Below are 13,359 nucleotides of genomic sequence, written 5' to 3'. Positions count from 1 at the left end.
CAATGTCCCCCTTCATTCGAATCAGAAACGTGACGCGGCGCTTTGGCGATGTCGTGGCTGTCGACGACCTGTCGCTTGATATTGATCGGGGTGAATTGTTCTGTCTTCTCGGCGCATCGGGTTGTGGCAAGACGACATTGCTGCGGATGCTTGCCGGGTTCGAACGTGTCGACAGTGGCAGCATAGAGATTGACGGCATTGACATGGCGGCCGTCCCACCGGCCGCGCGCCCGGTCAACATAATGTTCCAGAACTATGCGCTGTTCCCGCATATGTCGGTTGCCGACAATATCGTCTATGGTCTGCGCCGCGCCGGGCTGCCAAAGCAGGAGATCGCGACGCGACTTGATGAATTGCTGCGGCTTGTACGACTGACCGGGATGGGCGGGCGCAGGCCGCACCAGCTGTCGGGCGGTCAACGTCAGCGGGTGGCGCTGGCACGCGCGCTGGCCCGCCGTCCGAAATTGCTGCTTCTCGATGAACCCCTTGCCGCATTGGACAAGAAGCTTCGCGAGGACACACAGTTCGAACTGGTCGATATTCAGGAACGTCTCCAGACAACCTTCATTGTTGTTACCCACGATCAGGAAGAGGCCATGACGCTGGCCAGCCGGATCGGGGTGATGGATCAGGGCAAACTTGTCCAGGTCGACACGCCGCGCACGCTCTATGACAGGCCACGCAACCGGTTCATCGCCGATTTCCTGGGTACCGTCAGCTTTCTGGATGGGGTCGTCACATCGCGGGCGGATGGCCGGATCATGATTGACGGCCCTGTGCCTGTTACCGCCATCGACCCCGGCGGCTTTGTGGTCGGTGAGTCTGTCCGCATGGCAATCAGGCCGGAGAAAATCACGCTTGGCCGGAAGCAGAGCGGCGCGGTGAATGAAATCGCGGTGACGGTCGAGGATATGGCTTTTACCGGCGTGGCAACGAATTACCGGGTGATCGGGCCGGACGGCCTGCGTCTGAAGCTGACCCAGCCAAACCGTCGCGGCGATGCAGCGGCACTGGAGTGGGAGCAGCAGGGCTTTGTCAGCTTTGATCCGGCAGACGTCGTGCTGCTCAGGGACTGACGGTGATGGTGAAGGCACGGCAATGGCTTTTGCGTCATGGGCGGCGGCTGGTCGTGGCGCTGCCCCTGTTGTGGCTGCTGATCTTCTTTCTGTTGCCGCTTTTCGAGGTGGCGCAGACCTCCTTCACCACGGCGCGGCGCGGCATCCCGCCATTTGCGCCACTCTGGGGATTTGGTGATGACGGGTTTTTCACCAATTTCACCCTCGAAAATTACAGCCTGCTTCTCGATTACTGGCAGGACTATATCGGCCCGGCTGGCAACAGCCTGCGTCTGGCTTTTGTCTCGACGCTGATCTGTCTTCTGTTTGCCTATCCCATGGCATGGTGGATCGCCAGGTCAGACCCCCGCCAGCGGGCGATCCTGCTGGTGCTGGTGATGCTGCCGTTCTGGACTTCCAGCCTGCTGCGGATCTATGCGTTGATCGGTCTTCTGAACCCCAACGGCTTCATCAACAGCATGCTGTTGTTCCTTGGCGTGATCGATACGCCGCTTCGCATGATGCAGACCGATTTTTCGATCTATATGGGCATGTTGCTGACCTATCTGCCGCTGATGATCCTGCCACTCTATGCGGTGATGATCAGGCTTGATGACGATCTGCTCGATGCTGCCGCCGACCTCGGCGCTTCGCGTACAGGCATGTTCATGACCATTATTCTGCCGCTGACCTTGCCCGGCATCATCGCCGGCAGTCTGCTTGTCTTCATTCCGGCGGTGGGCGAGTTTGTCATTCCGGCGCTTCTTGGCGGGCCTGAACAGATTATGGTTGGCAAGGTGCTGTGGACAGAATTCTTCCGCAACCGTGACTGGCCGGTGGCCTCGGCCATTGCCATTTTGCTGCTGGCGATTCTGGCGCTGCCGATTATCTATGCCCGCTATCAGGACGGGCGCGAGACGGCGCTCGACCAGGCGGCCAGACAGGGAGGCGAGTGATGAACCGCGCTGTCTCCTGGCCGGCCTTGTGGCTTGGCATCATCGGGTTCGGGATTCTGTATGTCCCGGTTGTGGTGATGGTGATCTTCAGTTTCAACGCCAGCCGTCTGGTTTCGGTCTGGGCCGGATTCTCGACCAGATGGTATGGCGAGCTGATGCAGAACGACCAGATTCTCTCGGCGCTCGGCAAGTCATTGTGGGTGGCGGTAAACGCCGCCACGCTGTCGACCGTCTTCGGAGTTCTGATCGCGCTGGCTTTTGTGCGGTATGGCAATTTTCGGTTTCGGCTTCTGCTCAGCGCGCTTGCCAGCACGCCGCTGGTCATGCCCGAAGTGGTGACGGGATTGTCACTGCTTCTGCTGTTCATTGCGATGGAGGGGTTTTTTGGCTGGCCGGCTGGCCGTGGCCTCGACACCATCATCATCGCCCACACCACATTTGGCATGTGTTTCGCCGCCGTTGTGGTGCAGTCGCGGCTGCGCGATTTCGACATGTCGATCGAGGAAGCCGCATCCGACCTTGGCGCAACACAGCCCTTCATCTTCTTTTCAATCACCCTGCCGGTGATCGCGCCTGCGGTCGTTGCCGCCTGGCTTCTTGCCTTTACGCTCAGCTTTGATGATCTGGTTATTGCCAGCTTTGTCAGCGGGCCGGGAAGTTCAACCCTGCCAATCGTCGTCTTTTCCAAGGTCAGGCTTGGCGTAACCCCTGAAATCAACGCGCTGGCAACAATCATGATCGCTCTTGTGGCGGCAAGCGTGACTGTCGCCAGCATCATCCTCTATCGCGGTGCCGCCAGACGGGCGGTGAGCGAACAGAAAGGCGGTAGCCATGAGTGAACAGAAAAGCGGATCGGATCAATATCGAGGTGACCAGGCTTTTCGTGACAGTGACGGCCGTGGCAGCTGGACCGAAATGACGTATGGTGGTGCGCTCAGCTTCGCCCGCCGTCGCTACAGCCGCGATCTCGACGGGGTCGATATCGTTATCAGTGGCATTCCCTATGACAATGCCGTGACCTACAGGTCGGGATGCCGCCTTGGGCCGCGTGCCATCCGGGCCGGGTCGGTCCAGCTTGCCGAGCTGAAGCATTTCCCGTTCGGCTTTGATCCGTTCGAAACCCTGTCCGCCGTCGATTATGGCGACTGTTTCATCGATCCGCACCATCCAACAGGTGTGTTTGACAGCATCGAGGCGCATGCCGCCGGCATTCTGGACTCCGGTGCCCTGATGCTGAGTCTGGGTGGTGACCACTCGGTGGCCTATCCGCTGTTGAAGGCGCATGCGGCGAAATACGGACCGCTGGCGCTGGTCCAGTTCGACGCGCATTGCGACACCTGGCCGGATGACGGCACACGCTTTGATCACGGCACCATGTTTGCGCGCGCGGCGGCCGAGGGGCTGATTGATGTCAGCCGGTCAACCCAGGTCGGGCTTCGCACCTATAATGACAGCGATCACGGTTTCGAGATTCTGACCAGCCCGTGGGTACACCGCAATGGCATCGACGCGGCGATGGACATCGTGCGGGACCGTGCCGGTGATATGCCGGTCTATCTGTCCTTTGACATTGACGGTCTCGACCCGGCCTTTGCGCCGGGAACGGGGACTCCCGTATCCGGTGGTCTGGCCAGCTGGCAGGGTCTGGAATTCATTCGGGGTCTGGAGCCGCTGAACCTGATCGGGATGGATCTTGTCGAGGTGGCGCCGGCCTATGACCATGCCGAGATCACCGCCATCGCCGCCGCAAGCATGGCCTTTGACTGGTGTGCTGTTATCGCCAAAAAGCGTGGTGCCGTGGCGCGACCGATTGGACGACTCTAGAGTTTCAGCCTGTCGCGAAGCTTGTACCATGCCATGCCAAGCGCCAGCGCGGGGGTACGAAGAGGCCCACCCGGAAATGGCATATGGGTCAGCCTGCTCATCACATCGAACTCGGTGCTGTCACCAATGACGGCTCTGGCAAGCATCGCGCCTGCCTGTCCCGAAAGGGCGACGCCATGGCCGGAAAACCCCTGAACGAAATAGATGTCATCGTCGGTTCTGCCGAAATGCGGGATGCGGTTGACGGTGATGCCGATCCGGCCTGACCAGACCTGTTCGGTCTCGGCATCCGCCAGGATTGGAAACACATCCGTCATCCGGTGCCGCAGATCCATTTCGACATCGCCGAAATCGACATTTGTATAGCTGGCCCGGCCCCCGAATATCATTCTGTTGAGGCCATCAATCCGGTAGTAGTTCAGCGCCGCGTTTTCATCCGCCACGGCAGCGCCGGTTGGCAGGAGCTGTGTGACCATATTTTCTGAAAGCGGCTTTGTGGCCAGAATGGATGACGTGACAGGTGCCAGCCGCCGTCGCATATTCGGCAGCGCGACATCGGCAAGATAGGCATTGCCACACAGCATCACGACTGGCGTGTTCACCGAAGCGCCGCCCTCGATCACCAATGTCTTGCGGGGGCCACGCAAGATCTTTTTGACCGGTGCCTGTTCATAGATATCAGCACCCAGAAGGGTGGCCGCGCGGGCCAGGCCGTGAAGATATTTCAGGGGCTGGATATGTCCGCAGCCGGTGTCGTGAAGCGCGCCGACATAGGCATCACTGCCGATATGCTCGGACAGGGCGACCTTGTCGCCAAGACAGGTGAAATGCTCATAGCCGCGGGCTTCCCACGCGGCCTGCATGCTGTCCAGCCCCCGCATCTGCCGCCTGTGCAGCGCGGCATGAAGATAGCCAAAGGTCAGGTCGCAATCGATGCTGTAACGGGCGATCCTCTGTTTCACCAGTTCCACCGCATCCATGCCGGCCTGCCAGGCGATATCTGCCTCGGCGGGGCCAAGTTGACGGCTGATCCTGTCGAAATCATTCGGCCAGCCCTGACACAGATGGCCACCATTGCGTCCCGAACCGCCGTCCCCAATCGCCCCTGCCTCGAGAACAACGGCTTTGATCCCGGCCTCGGCAAGTGTCAGCGCTGCCGAAATGCCTGTCAGACCGCCGCCTATGATGGCAATGTCGGCATCTATCTGGCCGTCGGGCGTCGGGTAGGTTGGCCGGTTGCTGTATTCGATTTCGTAGATGCTGCCGGTGGTCATCGGTCGGGTGCCTTGGCGGGTCCGGGTCAAGGGTGATTTCGATTGTTTGCGAAACCCATTGCCTCAAGGTAGGCTGACGCCGCACAGTTGATCAAGCTGAACCGCATTGGCTGAACCGCATTGGCCGAACCGCATTGATCGAGACTGACAACTCTTTGGCAAATCCGTGAATGGTGCCGACATGACATATGACGACCTTTCGACTGACCAGTGGCAGGCACTGGATTCTGCGCATCACATGGCGCCTTTCACCGACTATGCAGATTTGCGTCAGCATGGCGCGAGAATCATCACCCATGCTGATGGCCATTATATCCATGACAGCGAGGGGAACAGCATCCTCGACGGTATGGCCGGCCTGTGGTGCGTGAATGTCGGCTATGGCCGGCAGGAACTTGTCGAGGCCGCCGCCCGTCAGATGACGACGCTTCCCTATTACAACAATTTCTTCAAGACCAGTAACCGCCCCGTTGCGGCGCTGTCGGCGCGGCTCGCCGACATAACGCCTGATGGTCTCAACAATGTGTTCTATGCCAATTCAGGGTCCGAGGCGAATGACACCATCATCCGAATGGTACGGCATTTCTGGGCGCTTGAAGGCCGGCCCGAAAAGCGGGTGATCATCGGTCGTGACTATGGCTATCACGGCAGTACCGTGATGGCGGCCAGCATGGGCGGCATGGCCGGTATGCATGCCCAGGCGGCACATGAACCCGATTTTGAACATATCCGGCCACCCTATGGGTTCAGGTATCAGGGTAATCAGGACGAAGGTGAATTTGCCGCCAACGCGGCTTCATGGCTTGCCGAACGGATCGACGAGGTCGGCGCTGACCGTATTGCGGCGTTCATTGCCGAGCCTGTCCAGGGTGCCGGTGGGGTGATCATTCCCCCGGCAGGCTATTTCGACCACATTCAGGAAATCTGCCGCCGCAACGACATATTGTTCATCGCGGACGAGGTGATCACCGGCTTTGGCCGTACCGGGCAGTGGTTCGCCAGCCAGACAATGGGGCTGTCCCCGGACATGATGACCCTGGCCAAGGGGCTGACGTCGGGTTATGTGCCGATGTCGGCGGTGATGGTTGGTGACAGGGTGGCAAACCGGCTGATTGCCGACGGCGGGGAATTCTATCATGGTTTCACCTATTCCGGGCATCCTGTCGCCGCCGCGGTTGCGCTGGCCAATCTTGAGCTGATTGAACGCGAAGGTCTGATCGAGCGTGTTCGCACCGACACCGGTCCCTATCTTGCGGCCGCGCTGGCGCCGCTGGCAGAACATCGGATTGTTGGTGAAGTCAGGACGTTTGGCATGCTGGCGGCGATTGAACTTGTGAAGTCCAAGGACGGGCCGGAAATGTTCAGCGATGAAGGTGCGGCTGGCATCATCTGCCGCGACCACGCCATTGCCGGTGGTCTGATGATGCGTGCGGTACGTGATGCCATGATCCTGTCGCCGGCGCTGACCTTTGGGCGGGATGACATTGACGCCACCGTACGGATTGCGTCTGCAGCGCTGGATGCTACAGCCGAGCAGCTTGGATTGTGACGCTGGCATGCCACTAACAGGAGACATCGCATGACATTCGACATGCATAGCTGGCTGACCGAACAGTCGATCACCGAGGTTGAATGCCTTGTCAGTGATATTGCAGGCATTCCGCGCGGCAAGATCCTGCCGGTGCATAAATTCCGTCAGGCCGCCGATTCAAGCGGGCTGCGCCTTCCCGAATATGTCTTTGGCCAGTCGGTCACAGGTGCCTATCTGGACAGTGAGGTGCTGAATGAAATCGGTGCCGATGTGATTCTGCGCCCGGACGTCAATTCCTGCCGCCTGGTGCCGTGGTATGACGAGCCGACAGCGCAAATCATCCATGATGCCTATAACCATGAAGGCAAGATCGTTCCCTTTACCCCGCGTGCCGTGCTGAAACGTGTTCTGGCATTGTTCGAGGATGCCGGGATGGTGCCGGTTGTTGCGCCCGAGCTGGAATTCTTTCTTGTTGAACAGAGCGCCGACGCCAACAACCCGCTTGTCAGTCCGAAGGGCAAGTCCGGACGCGCCGAAAAGGCGCGTCAGGCCTATGGCATCGATGCGGTGAATGAATTCGACCCGCTGTTCGAGGATATTTACGATCATTGCGAGGTCCAGAAGATTGACATCGACACGCTGAGCCACGAGGCCGGCGCGGCGCAGATGGAAATCAATTTCAATCATGGTGACGCGCTGGAACTTGCCGACCAGGCCTTTCTGTTCAAACGGACGGTGCGGCAGACCGCGCTTGACCATAATCTTCATGCCACCTTCATGGCAAAGCCGATGCAGGACCAGCCCGGCAGTGCGATGCATGTCCATCTGTCACTTCGTGACAAGGAAACCGGACACAATCTGTTCGTGACCAAAGATGGCGAAGACAGCGAGGCGTTCTTTCATGCGCTTTCGGGCATGCAGCGTTATCTGTCAAAGGCAATGGCGCTGATGGCACCTTATGTGAATTCCTACCGTCGTCATTCGCTGACCGAGGATTCGCCAACGAACCTTGCCTGGGGCATGGACAACCGCACCGTCGGCTTGCGGGTGCCAACGGGCGATCCGGCGAACCGCCGGATTGAAAACCGCGTTCCCGGGGCGGATGCGAACCCGTATCTTGCGATTGCCGCCAGTCTTGCCGCGATCTGGCTCGGCTTGAAGGAACAGCGGCGTCCCACGCGCCCCAGAACGGTGAGTGGTGAGGATCTGACCACCCTGCCACGCAATCTTGACATTGCGCTCGATGCTCTGGAACGTGCCGGTCCGCTCCAGGAGATTCTCGGTGAGCAGTTCGTAAAGCTGTTCATCGAAGTGAAGCGCGGTGAGGCGGACGCCTTTCTTGAGGTGATCAGCCCGTGGGAACGTGAATATCTTCTGCTGAATGTCTAGACGCCGGCTGGTCGGGAAGGGTCAGTGCTGAGCCGTCTGGCAGGCCTCGCATATGCCGGTGATTTCGATCATCTGGCGGCTGCCGCTGAAATTCCGGGCGGCGCAGGCCGATGCCAGCGCGGCCGCCGTGCCCGTATCGACGGCTTCGGTTACGCTGTCGCATCGCTCGCACAGCATGAAGATGCTGATCTCGCTGCCGCCACATTCATGATGTTTGCAGGCGACAAAGGCGTTCAGGCTTTCAATGCGATGAACCGAACCGGAATCGATCAATTTCGACAGCGCCCGATAGACCTGCAAAGGCGCGCGCAGGCCATCACCGCGAAGCCCATCAAGAATGTCATAGGCGCTTGCCGGCTTTCCGGCAGCCTCCAGAAATTCATAGACAAGGGTTTCGTTGCGGGATCGGTCCACGGCGGGCTCCTTGAAGAAGGGCCACATGATGCCGGGTGTGAAGGCGGCTTGTCAAACCTGCGATGACTTGCCTGCGCCCTGCCGGAATGCTAGCCAGACATCGCATGCGATAGTGCCAAGACTGCGTGAAGGACCGCCGGACATGACCCACAGCCTGACCCTGACCCGCCCGGATGACTGGCATCTGCATCTTCGCGACGGCGCGATGCTTGATGTGGTGACGCCGGACAGCGCTGCCGATTTCGGCCGGGCGTTGATCATGCCGAACCTGGTGCCACCAGTAGTCCGCGGTGTCGATGCGGCGGCCTATCGCGATCGTATTCTGGCCGCGGTTCCTGCTGGTGCCGATTTCACACCATTGATGACACTCTATCTGACCGAGACAACCGAGGCTGACGATCTGGTGGCGGCGGCAAGGGACGGCATCATTACGGCGGTAAAGCTGTATCCGGCAGGTGCGACCACCAATTCGGCATCCGGGGTCCGCGACATCAATGCCGTGATGCCGGTGCTGGAAGCGATGGCTCTGGCCGGAATCCCGCTCTGTGTACATGGCGAGGTGACCGACTCTGAAATCGACATCTTTGACCGCGAGGCGGTCTTTATCGAACGTGTGCTGGATCCGCTTCGGGGCCGGCTTCCCGAATTGCGTGTGGTGATGGAACATGTGACCACCGCCGACGGGGTGGACTATGTCCGTACAGGCGGGTCGAACATCGCTGCCACCCTGACCACGCACCATCTGTTCATCAACCGGAACCATATTCTGGCTGGCGGAATCAGGCCGCATTATTACTGCCTTCCGGTTGCCAAGCGCGAGACGCACCGCCGTGCCCTCGTTGCTGCGGCCACTTCCGGTGATGGGTCATTCTTTCTTGGTACCGACAGTGCGCCGCATCCTGATCCGGCCAAGCTGTCCGAATGCGGCTGTGCCGGAATCTATACCGCGCCCAATACGCTGGCCTGCCTTGCGCAGATATTCGAACAGGAAGATGCGCTGGACCGGCTGGACGGGTTTGTGGCGCGCCACGGTGCGGCCTTCTATGGTGTCGCGCCGAATGCAGGCACCATTACCCTTGTCCGCGAGACCGACCCACAGAAGGTGCCGCCGAACCGGGTCACGAACGATGGCGGTCTGACGGTCTTTGATCCGATGGTGCCAATTTACTGGCGGGTTGCCTGATGCGTCATAGCGGGGTTCGGACCTCGATATCCGAAGGTGGCGGGTTGCGCTTTGCCAGTGCCTCGCGCCGTGTGATATAGGCCGTCGAGGCAAAGATAACGCTGCCACCAAGCCAGATCCAGATATCCGGCCATTCACCGAAAGCCATCCATGCCAGCACCACGGCAAAGGGAAGTTTGGTGAATTCGAGCGGCTGCAGGCTGGTGATCTCGACCATGCCGAATGCGCGGGTGAGAAGAATATGCGCCGCCGTCCCGCACAGCGCCATGCCCCATAGATAAAGCCAGGCTTCAGCCGTTGGCCACTGCCAGATAAACAGCGTCGGCACCAGCGCGATCGGTGCCTGCATCATCACCATCCAGAAGACGATTGCGGATGCCGATTCGGTTTCCGTCATCTTCTTTACGATCAGGCTGGCAATGGCGATTGTCAGCGCGCTGACAAGGGCCAGCATGGCGCCTGTCGACACCTCGACCAATCCGGGGCGAAGGATGATCAGCGCGCCCAGAAACCCGACCGCAATGGCCGCCATCCGGCGCAGGCGGATCACCTCGCCAAGAAACAGCGCGGCACCAATCGTCACAAAGATCGGACTGGTAAAGGTCAGCGCCGTCATGTTGGCAAGCGGGATCAGTGTGACGGCGGTGAAACCGCTGAGCATGCCGATGAAATTGATCAGGGCCCGCCAGAAATACAGCTTCGGCCGGTTCATCCGGATGCTGGACACGCCACTGCGGATCAACAGCGGCGCCAGAATCAGCAGTGCCAGGAAATTGCGGAAGAATACGACTTCCAGCACCGGCACGAAGGCCGAGGACAGGCGGATGAAAATCCCCATCATGGTGAACATCAACATCGCAAGGATCATCATCAGCGTCGCTTGAAGCGCCGGTGACAGCGACGTGAATCTGGCGATCACATCAATGCTCGTATCTGTGGAATCATGGCAAGATTAGCGCACAGCGCCGGACAAAAGGCAAATCAAAGACATACTCTCTGTGACGGCTTTCTGTGACGGCTGTCATCGATCAAACCGCACCCTTTGCCGCCGCCCAGTCGCGCAGCGCGGCACGGTAGCGGGCGTCTTCTCCGGCAACCGACGGGTGCGCGGCCAGCGCAGCGGCATAATCCGCCAGACTGCCAGGCATCGTCACCGGCAGATCAAGACACTCTTTCAGAAGGTCGAGGATGGCAAAGCTGGCGACAAATCCGCAATCGGCAATCGCCAGATCGGCCCCGGTCAGAAGTGGCGCCGGGCGCGCCATGACGGCAAGCTGGTCAAGGCGCGATTGCAGGAGGCGCGCATTGTCGGCGATGAAACCGGGATCACGCCCATCCGGTGCAACCTGGCCGAAATAGCTTCGCAGAACAGGTTCCAGCCTGGTGTCATGAAACCGTGACAGCTCGCGGGCCCGGGCGCGCGCGGCGACGTTGTCCGGCATCATCGGCGGCGCGGGGAATGTCTCGTCGAGATATTCGGCGATGGCCTCGGAATCGGCAAGCGTAAGACCGTCATGGATGATTGCGGGTACGGTGCCAGCCGCCACAATCCTGCGATAGGCGTCACTGCCATACCCGTCCGGCGGCAGTGCGTCCGTCCAGGTCAGTGCCTTGTGACCAAGGATGATCCGGACCTTCGCACCATAGCTGCTGACAGCGACATTATAGAGTGTGATCGTCATCTCCGGGCCTCATGCAACAGACAGAAAAAAGGGCGGGATCAACTCCCGCCCTCCGGCCATATGGTCATGTCAGTTTGACAGCTGCCATTTCTTGCCAAGCTGGTCAAAGAAACCACGCTCGGTCTTCAGCTTGATCCATGTGTTTACATAGTTGATCCAGACCTGATCGCCCTGTGGCAACAGCATCGCAATCGGTGTTGGTGCCTTTGGCGCGGATACCGGCACAACCATCATCTCGGGATATTTCGCCACAAGCTTGTAGGCCTCGACATTCGAGGTGATATGCGCGTCGGCACGGCCGGCAAGAACTTCCTGGAAGTCACGGGCCGGGGCTTCGACAATCTTGTGTGTGGCATTCGGGAAGAATTGCTTGACCTGCTTTTCCTGTGTGGTGCCAAGCGTTGCCGCGACAGTTACCGATGACTTGTCGAGATCTGCCCAGTCACTGAATTTTCCGGCATTCTTCTTCAGTGTCAGCGGCACGGTGGCAAGCGAGAAATAGCTGTCGGAATATCCGGCTGCCTTGGCGCGCGCTGGCGAGATGGAGGCCGAACCGGTCATGTGGTACTTGCCGGATACGACACCGCTGACCAGTGTTTTCCAGTCGGTCGGCACGAATTCAATCTTGACGTCGAGGTCTTTGGCCAGCTCGGTCATCACGTCGATGTCATAGCCGGTATAGCTGTTGGTGGCCGGGTCTTTCATGGTCATCGGGTTCCAGTCGCCGGTTGTCCCGACCTTGAGAACACCGCTTGAAAGAATATCCTGCAGGGCGCTCTGGGCATGTGCCGGAATGGCGGCACAGGCAAGCGCAACGGCGGTAAGCGCCAATTTGAAAAATTTCATGAAACTGCTCCTAACTGAGATTGGGTGCGACAAACTGTCCTGAATGGTAGACGGGAGATGGCTATTTCATCAAGTCCCTGCAACCGCCTGGTTTGTTTTTTGGACAGATTTTTTTTGCGACGGGTGACCGGTGCGGGAGCCTTGCAATCAATCCGTATCGCGATCCTTGGCGCCGTCAATCCGACGTTCGACCATTTTGCGAAAGCGCATTGCGCCGGCGTCGATGCCCAGATTTATGTGCCGTGTCCGGCTCTGTTTCATGGCGCGATGGACCTCGACCAGCACATCACGGTCCTCGATAAAGGCGGTCTTGGCACCCTCGAACATCTGCCGTGACATCTCTTCATTGTCGGGATCGGAATTACGATGCTGGAACCAGAAATACCGCGTGTTGTCGGCATCGACCGGCGTCATGAAATTGTAGGAGATGTTCAGGAAAACATCATCCGGAAGGTTGGAGTCATCACCACCAGTGCCGGCGCGGCTGTAGACCGACATGTTGATCGCGGTCGAGGGGAGCCGGCATTCATAATGCTGCTTGCGGTCACAATTTCCCGAAAATGGCAGGATCGGCGCGTAATAGGGCGGCGGCGGCGCGTCCATTACCCAACGCGACACGATAATCCCGTCATCCAGTTTTTCGATATCAAGCGGCAGATTGCCAGTGCCCGCACCCGCAAAGGACGAGACATGCACCCAGGCGACATGTGACGGGTCGAGCAGATTATCGATGACATACAGATAGTGGCAGGCGATATCCATGCTGCCGCCGGGGGTTCGCCCCCAGGCCGGATTGTCATAATTCGGGATCTCCATGATGCTGTCCGGGTCAGCCGCGGTTTCATCGCCCATCCAGATCCACAACATTCCCCACCGGTCGACAACCGGATAGGATCTGACCCGCACGCCGGACGGGGGCGGGCCGTCCTGTGTCGGTGCCCTCACGCAGGCACCGCTGCAATCGAAGGTCAGCCCGTGATAGCCACATTCGATGCTGTCCCCCAGAAGCCGCCCCTTTGACAGCGGCAGCTTTCGGTGTGGGCAGGCATCCTCAAGCGCCGCCGCAGCCCCGGACTCTGTCCGGAAAATAACGATCGGCTCGTCAAGAATACGAAGCGGGGTCAGCGCATGGGTGAAATCCGCGCTCCAGCCGGCGACATACCAGCAATCGCGGATAAACTCGGTTTCGATATCAGCCATCAGAT

At 59.3% G+C, this 13,359-nt stretch carries 13 protein-coding genes; 7 read left to right on the top strand and 6 right to left on the bottom strand.

All coding sequences use genetic code 11. The features are described from left to right. Window positions 1–2 precede the first annotated feature (2 nt). From AB3X55_05550 to speB, 4 genes are read left to right on the top strand one after another with little or no spacing between them, the layout of a single operon-like run. Window positions 3–1,076, top strand: coding sequence for an ABC transporter ATP-binding protein (locus tag AB3X55_05550; protein ID MEX0503044.1), 1,074 nt, complete (start codon window positions 3–5; stop codon window positions 1,074–1,076). 5 nt (window positions 1,077–1,081) lie between these two features. After that, complete coding sequence (locus tag AB3X55_05545; GenBank protein MEX0503043.1) at window positions 1,082–2,011, top strand: ABC transporter permease subunit; 930 nt, start codon at window positions 1,082–1,084, stop codon at window positions 2,009–2,011. Continuing rightward, window positions 2,011–2,850, top strand: a complete 840-nt coding sequence (locus tag AB3X55_05540) for an ABC transporter permease subunit (GenBank protein MEX0503042.1) — start codon at window positions 2,011–2,013, stop codon at window positions 2,848–2,850. Before AB3X55_05545 ends, AB3X55_05540 begins: the two co-directional genes overlap by 1 nt. Next, window positions 2,843–3,835, top strand: a complete 993-nt coding sequence (gene speB / locus AB3X55_05535; protein ID MEX0503041.1) for an agmatinase — start codon at window positions 2,843–2,845, stop codon at window positions 3,833–3,835. Before AB3X55_05540 ends, speB begins: the two co-directional genes overlap by 8 nt. On the opposite strand, the gene AB3X55_05530 is transcribed toward speB, so the two are convergent. Continuing rightward, window positions 3,832–5,109, bottom strand: a complete 1,278-nt coding sequence (locus AB3X55_05530) for an NAD(P)/FAD-dependent oxidoreductase (GenBank protein ID MEX0503040.1) — start codon at window positions 5,107–5,109, stop codon at window positions 3,832–3,834. The two genes, speB and AB3X55_05530, sit on opposite strands and share 4 nt — an antisense overlap. 181 nt (window positions 5,110–5,290) lie before the next feature. On the opposite strand from AB3X55_05530, the gene AB3X55_05525 reads away from it, so the two are divergent. Together AB3X55_05525 and AB3X55_05520 are read left to right on the top strand one after the other, a co-directional pair. Continuing rightward, a complete protein-coding gene (locus AB3X55_05525; protein MEX0503039.1) occupies window positions 5,291–6,658 on the top strand; it encodes an aminotransferase in 1,368 nt (455 codons plus the stop codon). Between the two features lie 30 nt (window positions 6,659–6,688). Then, a complete protein-coding gene (locus AB3X55_05520) occupies window positions 6,689–8,029 on the top strand; it encodes a glutamine synthetase family protein (GenBank protein ID MEX0503038.1) in 1,341 nt (446 codons plus the stop codon). A gap of 21 nt (window positions 8,030–8,050) precedes the next feature. Here the strand turns inward: AB3X55_05520 and AB3X55_05515 are convergent, their stop codons facing one another. Next, window positions 8,051–8,443 (bottom strand): transcriptional repressor, encoded by a 393-nt coding sequence (locus AB3X55_05515; GenBank protein MEX0503037.1) that lies wholly within the window; start codon window positions 8,441–8,443, stop codon window positions 8,051–8,053. Window positions 8,444–8,585: 142 nt separating this feature from the next. On the opposite strand from AB3X55_05515, the gene pyrC reads away from it, so the two are divergent. After that, window positions 8,586–9,626, top strand: a complete 1,041-nt coding sequence (gene pyrC / locus AB3X55_05510; protein MEX0503036.1) for a dihydroorotase — start codon at window positions 8,586–8,588, stop codon at window positions 9,624–9,626. A gap of 4 nt (window positions 9,627–9,630) precedes the next feature. On the opposite strand, the gene AB3X55_05505 is transcribed toward pyrC, so the two are convergent. The 4 genes from AB3X55_05505 to AB3X55_05490 form a co-directional block, all read right to left on the bottom strand. Beyond that, window positions 9,631–10,545, bottom strand: coding sequence for a DMT family transporter (locus AB3X55_05505; protein ID MEX0503035.1), 915 nt, complete (start codon window positions 10,543–10,545; stop codon window positions 9,631–9,633). A 109-nt stretch (window positions 10,546–10,654) separates the two neighbouring features. Continuing rightward, window positions 10,655–11,308: a glutathione S-transferase family protein gene (locus tag AB3X55_05500; protein ID MEX0503034.1), complete on the bottom strand. Its 654-nt coding sequence runs from the start codon at window positions 11,306–11,308 to the stop codon at window positions 10,655–10,657. A 69-nt stretch (window positions 11,309–11,377) separates the two neighbouring features. After that, entirely contained in the window at window positions 11,378–12,154 is a 777-nt protein-coding gene (locus AB3X55_05495) for a transporter substrate-binding domain-containing protein (protein MEX0503033.1), read from the bottom strand. Between the two features lie 147 nt (window positions 12,155–12,301). After that, a complete protein-coding gene (locus tag AB3X55_05490; GenBank protein MEX0503032.1) occupies window positions 12,302–13,354 on the bottom strand; it encodes a Rieske 2Fe-2S domain-containing protein in 1,053 nt (350 codons plus the stop codon). Window positions 13,355–13,359: the final 5 nt, after the last annotated feature.

It is taken from the genome of Alphaproteobacteria bacterium LSUCC0719, from assembly GCA_040839025.1.
GTDB lineage: Bacteria > Pseudomonadota > Alphaproteobacteria > Puniceispirillales > Puniceispirillaceae > UBA8309.
The sequence above is the reverse complement of the archived record's forward strand: the minus strand, read 5'-3'. Positions and strand labels throughout refer to the sequence as shown.

Bases quoted from the DNA above. Each gene is read 5' to 3' on its own strand.
- AB3X55_05550 (MEX0503044.1), top strand. From the start codon at position 3: ATGTCCCCCTTCATTCGAATCAGAAACGTGACGCGGCGCTTTGGCGAT.
- AB3X55_05545 (MEX0503043.1), top strand. From the start codon at position 1,082: ATGGTGAAGGCACGGCAATGGCTTTTGCGTCATGGGCGGCGGCTGGTC.
- AB3X55_05540 (MEX0503042.1), top strand. From the start codon at position 2,011: ATGAACCGCGCTGTCTCCTGGCCGGCCTTGTGGCTTGGCATCATCGGG.
- speB (MEX0503041.1), top strand. From the start codon at position 2,843: ATGAGTGAACAGAAAAGCGGATCGGATCAATATCGAGGTGACCAGGCT.
- AB3X55_05530 (MEX0503040.1), bottom strand. From the start codon at position 5,109: ATGACCACCGGCAGCATCTACGAAATCGAATACAGCAACCGGCCAACC.
- AB3X55_05525 (MEX0503039.1), top strand. From the start codon at position 5,291: ATGACATATGACGACCTTTCGACTGACCAGTGGCAGGCACTGGATTCT.
- AB3X55_05520 (MEX0503038.1), top strand. From the start codon at position 6,689: ATGACATTCGACATGCATAGCTGGCTGACCGAACAGTCGATCACCGAG.
- pyrC (MEX0503036.1), top strand. From the start codon at position 8,586: ATGACCCACAGCCTGACCCTGACCCGCCCGGATGACTGGCATCTGCAT.
- AB3X55_05500 (MEX0503034.1), bottom strand. From the start codon at position 11,308: ATGACGATCACACTCTATAATGTCGCTGTCAGCAGCTATGGTGCGAAG.
- AB3X55_05495 (MEX0503033.1), bottom strand. From the start codon at position 12,154: ATGAAATTTTTCAAATTGGCGCTTACCGCCGTTGCGCTTGCCTGTGCC.
- AB3X55_05490 (MEX0503032.1), bottom strand. From the start codon at position 13,354: ATGGCTGATATCGAAACCGAGTTTATCCGCGATTGCTGGTATGTCGCC.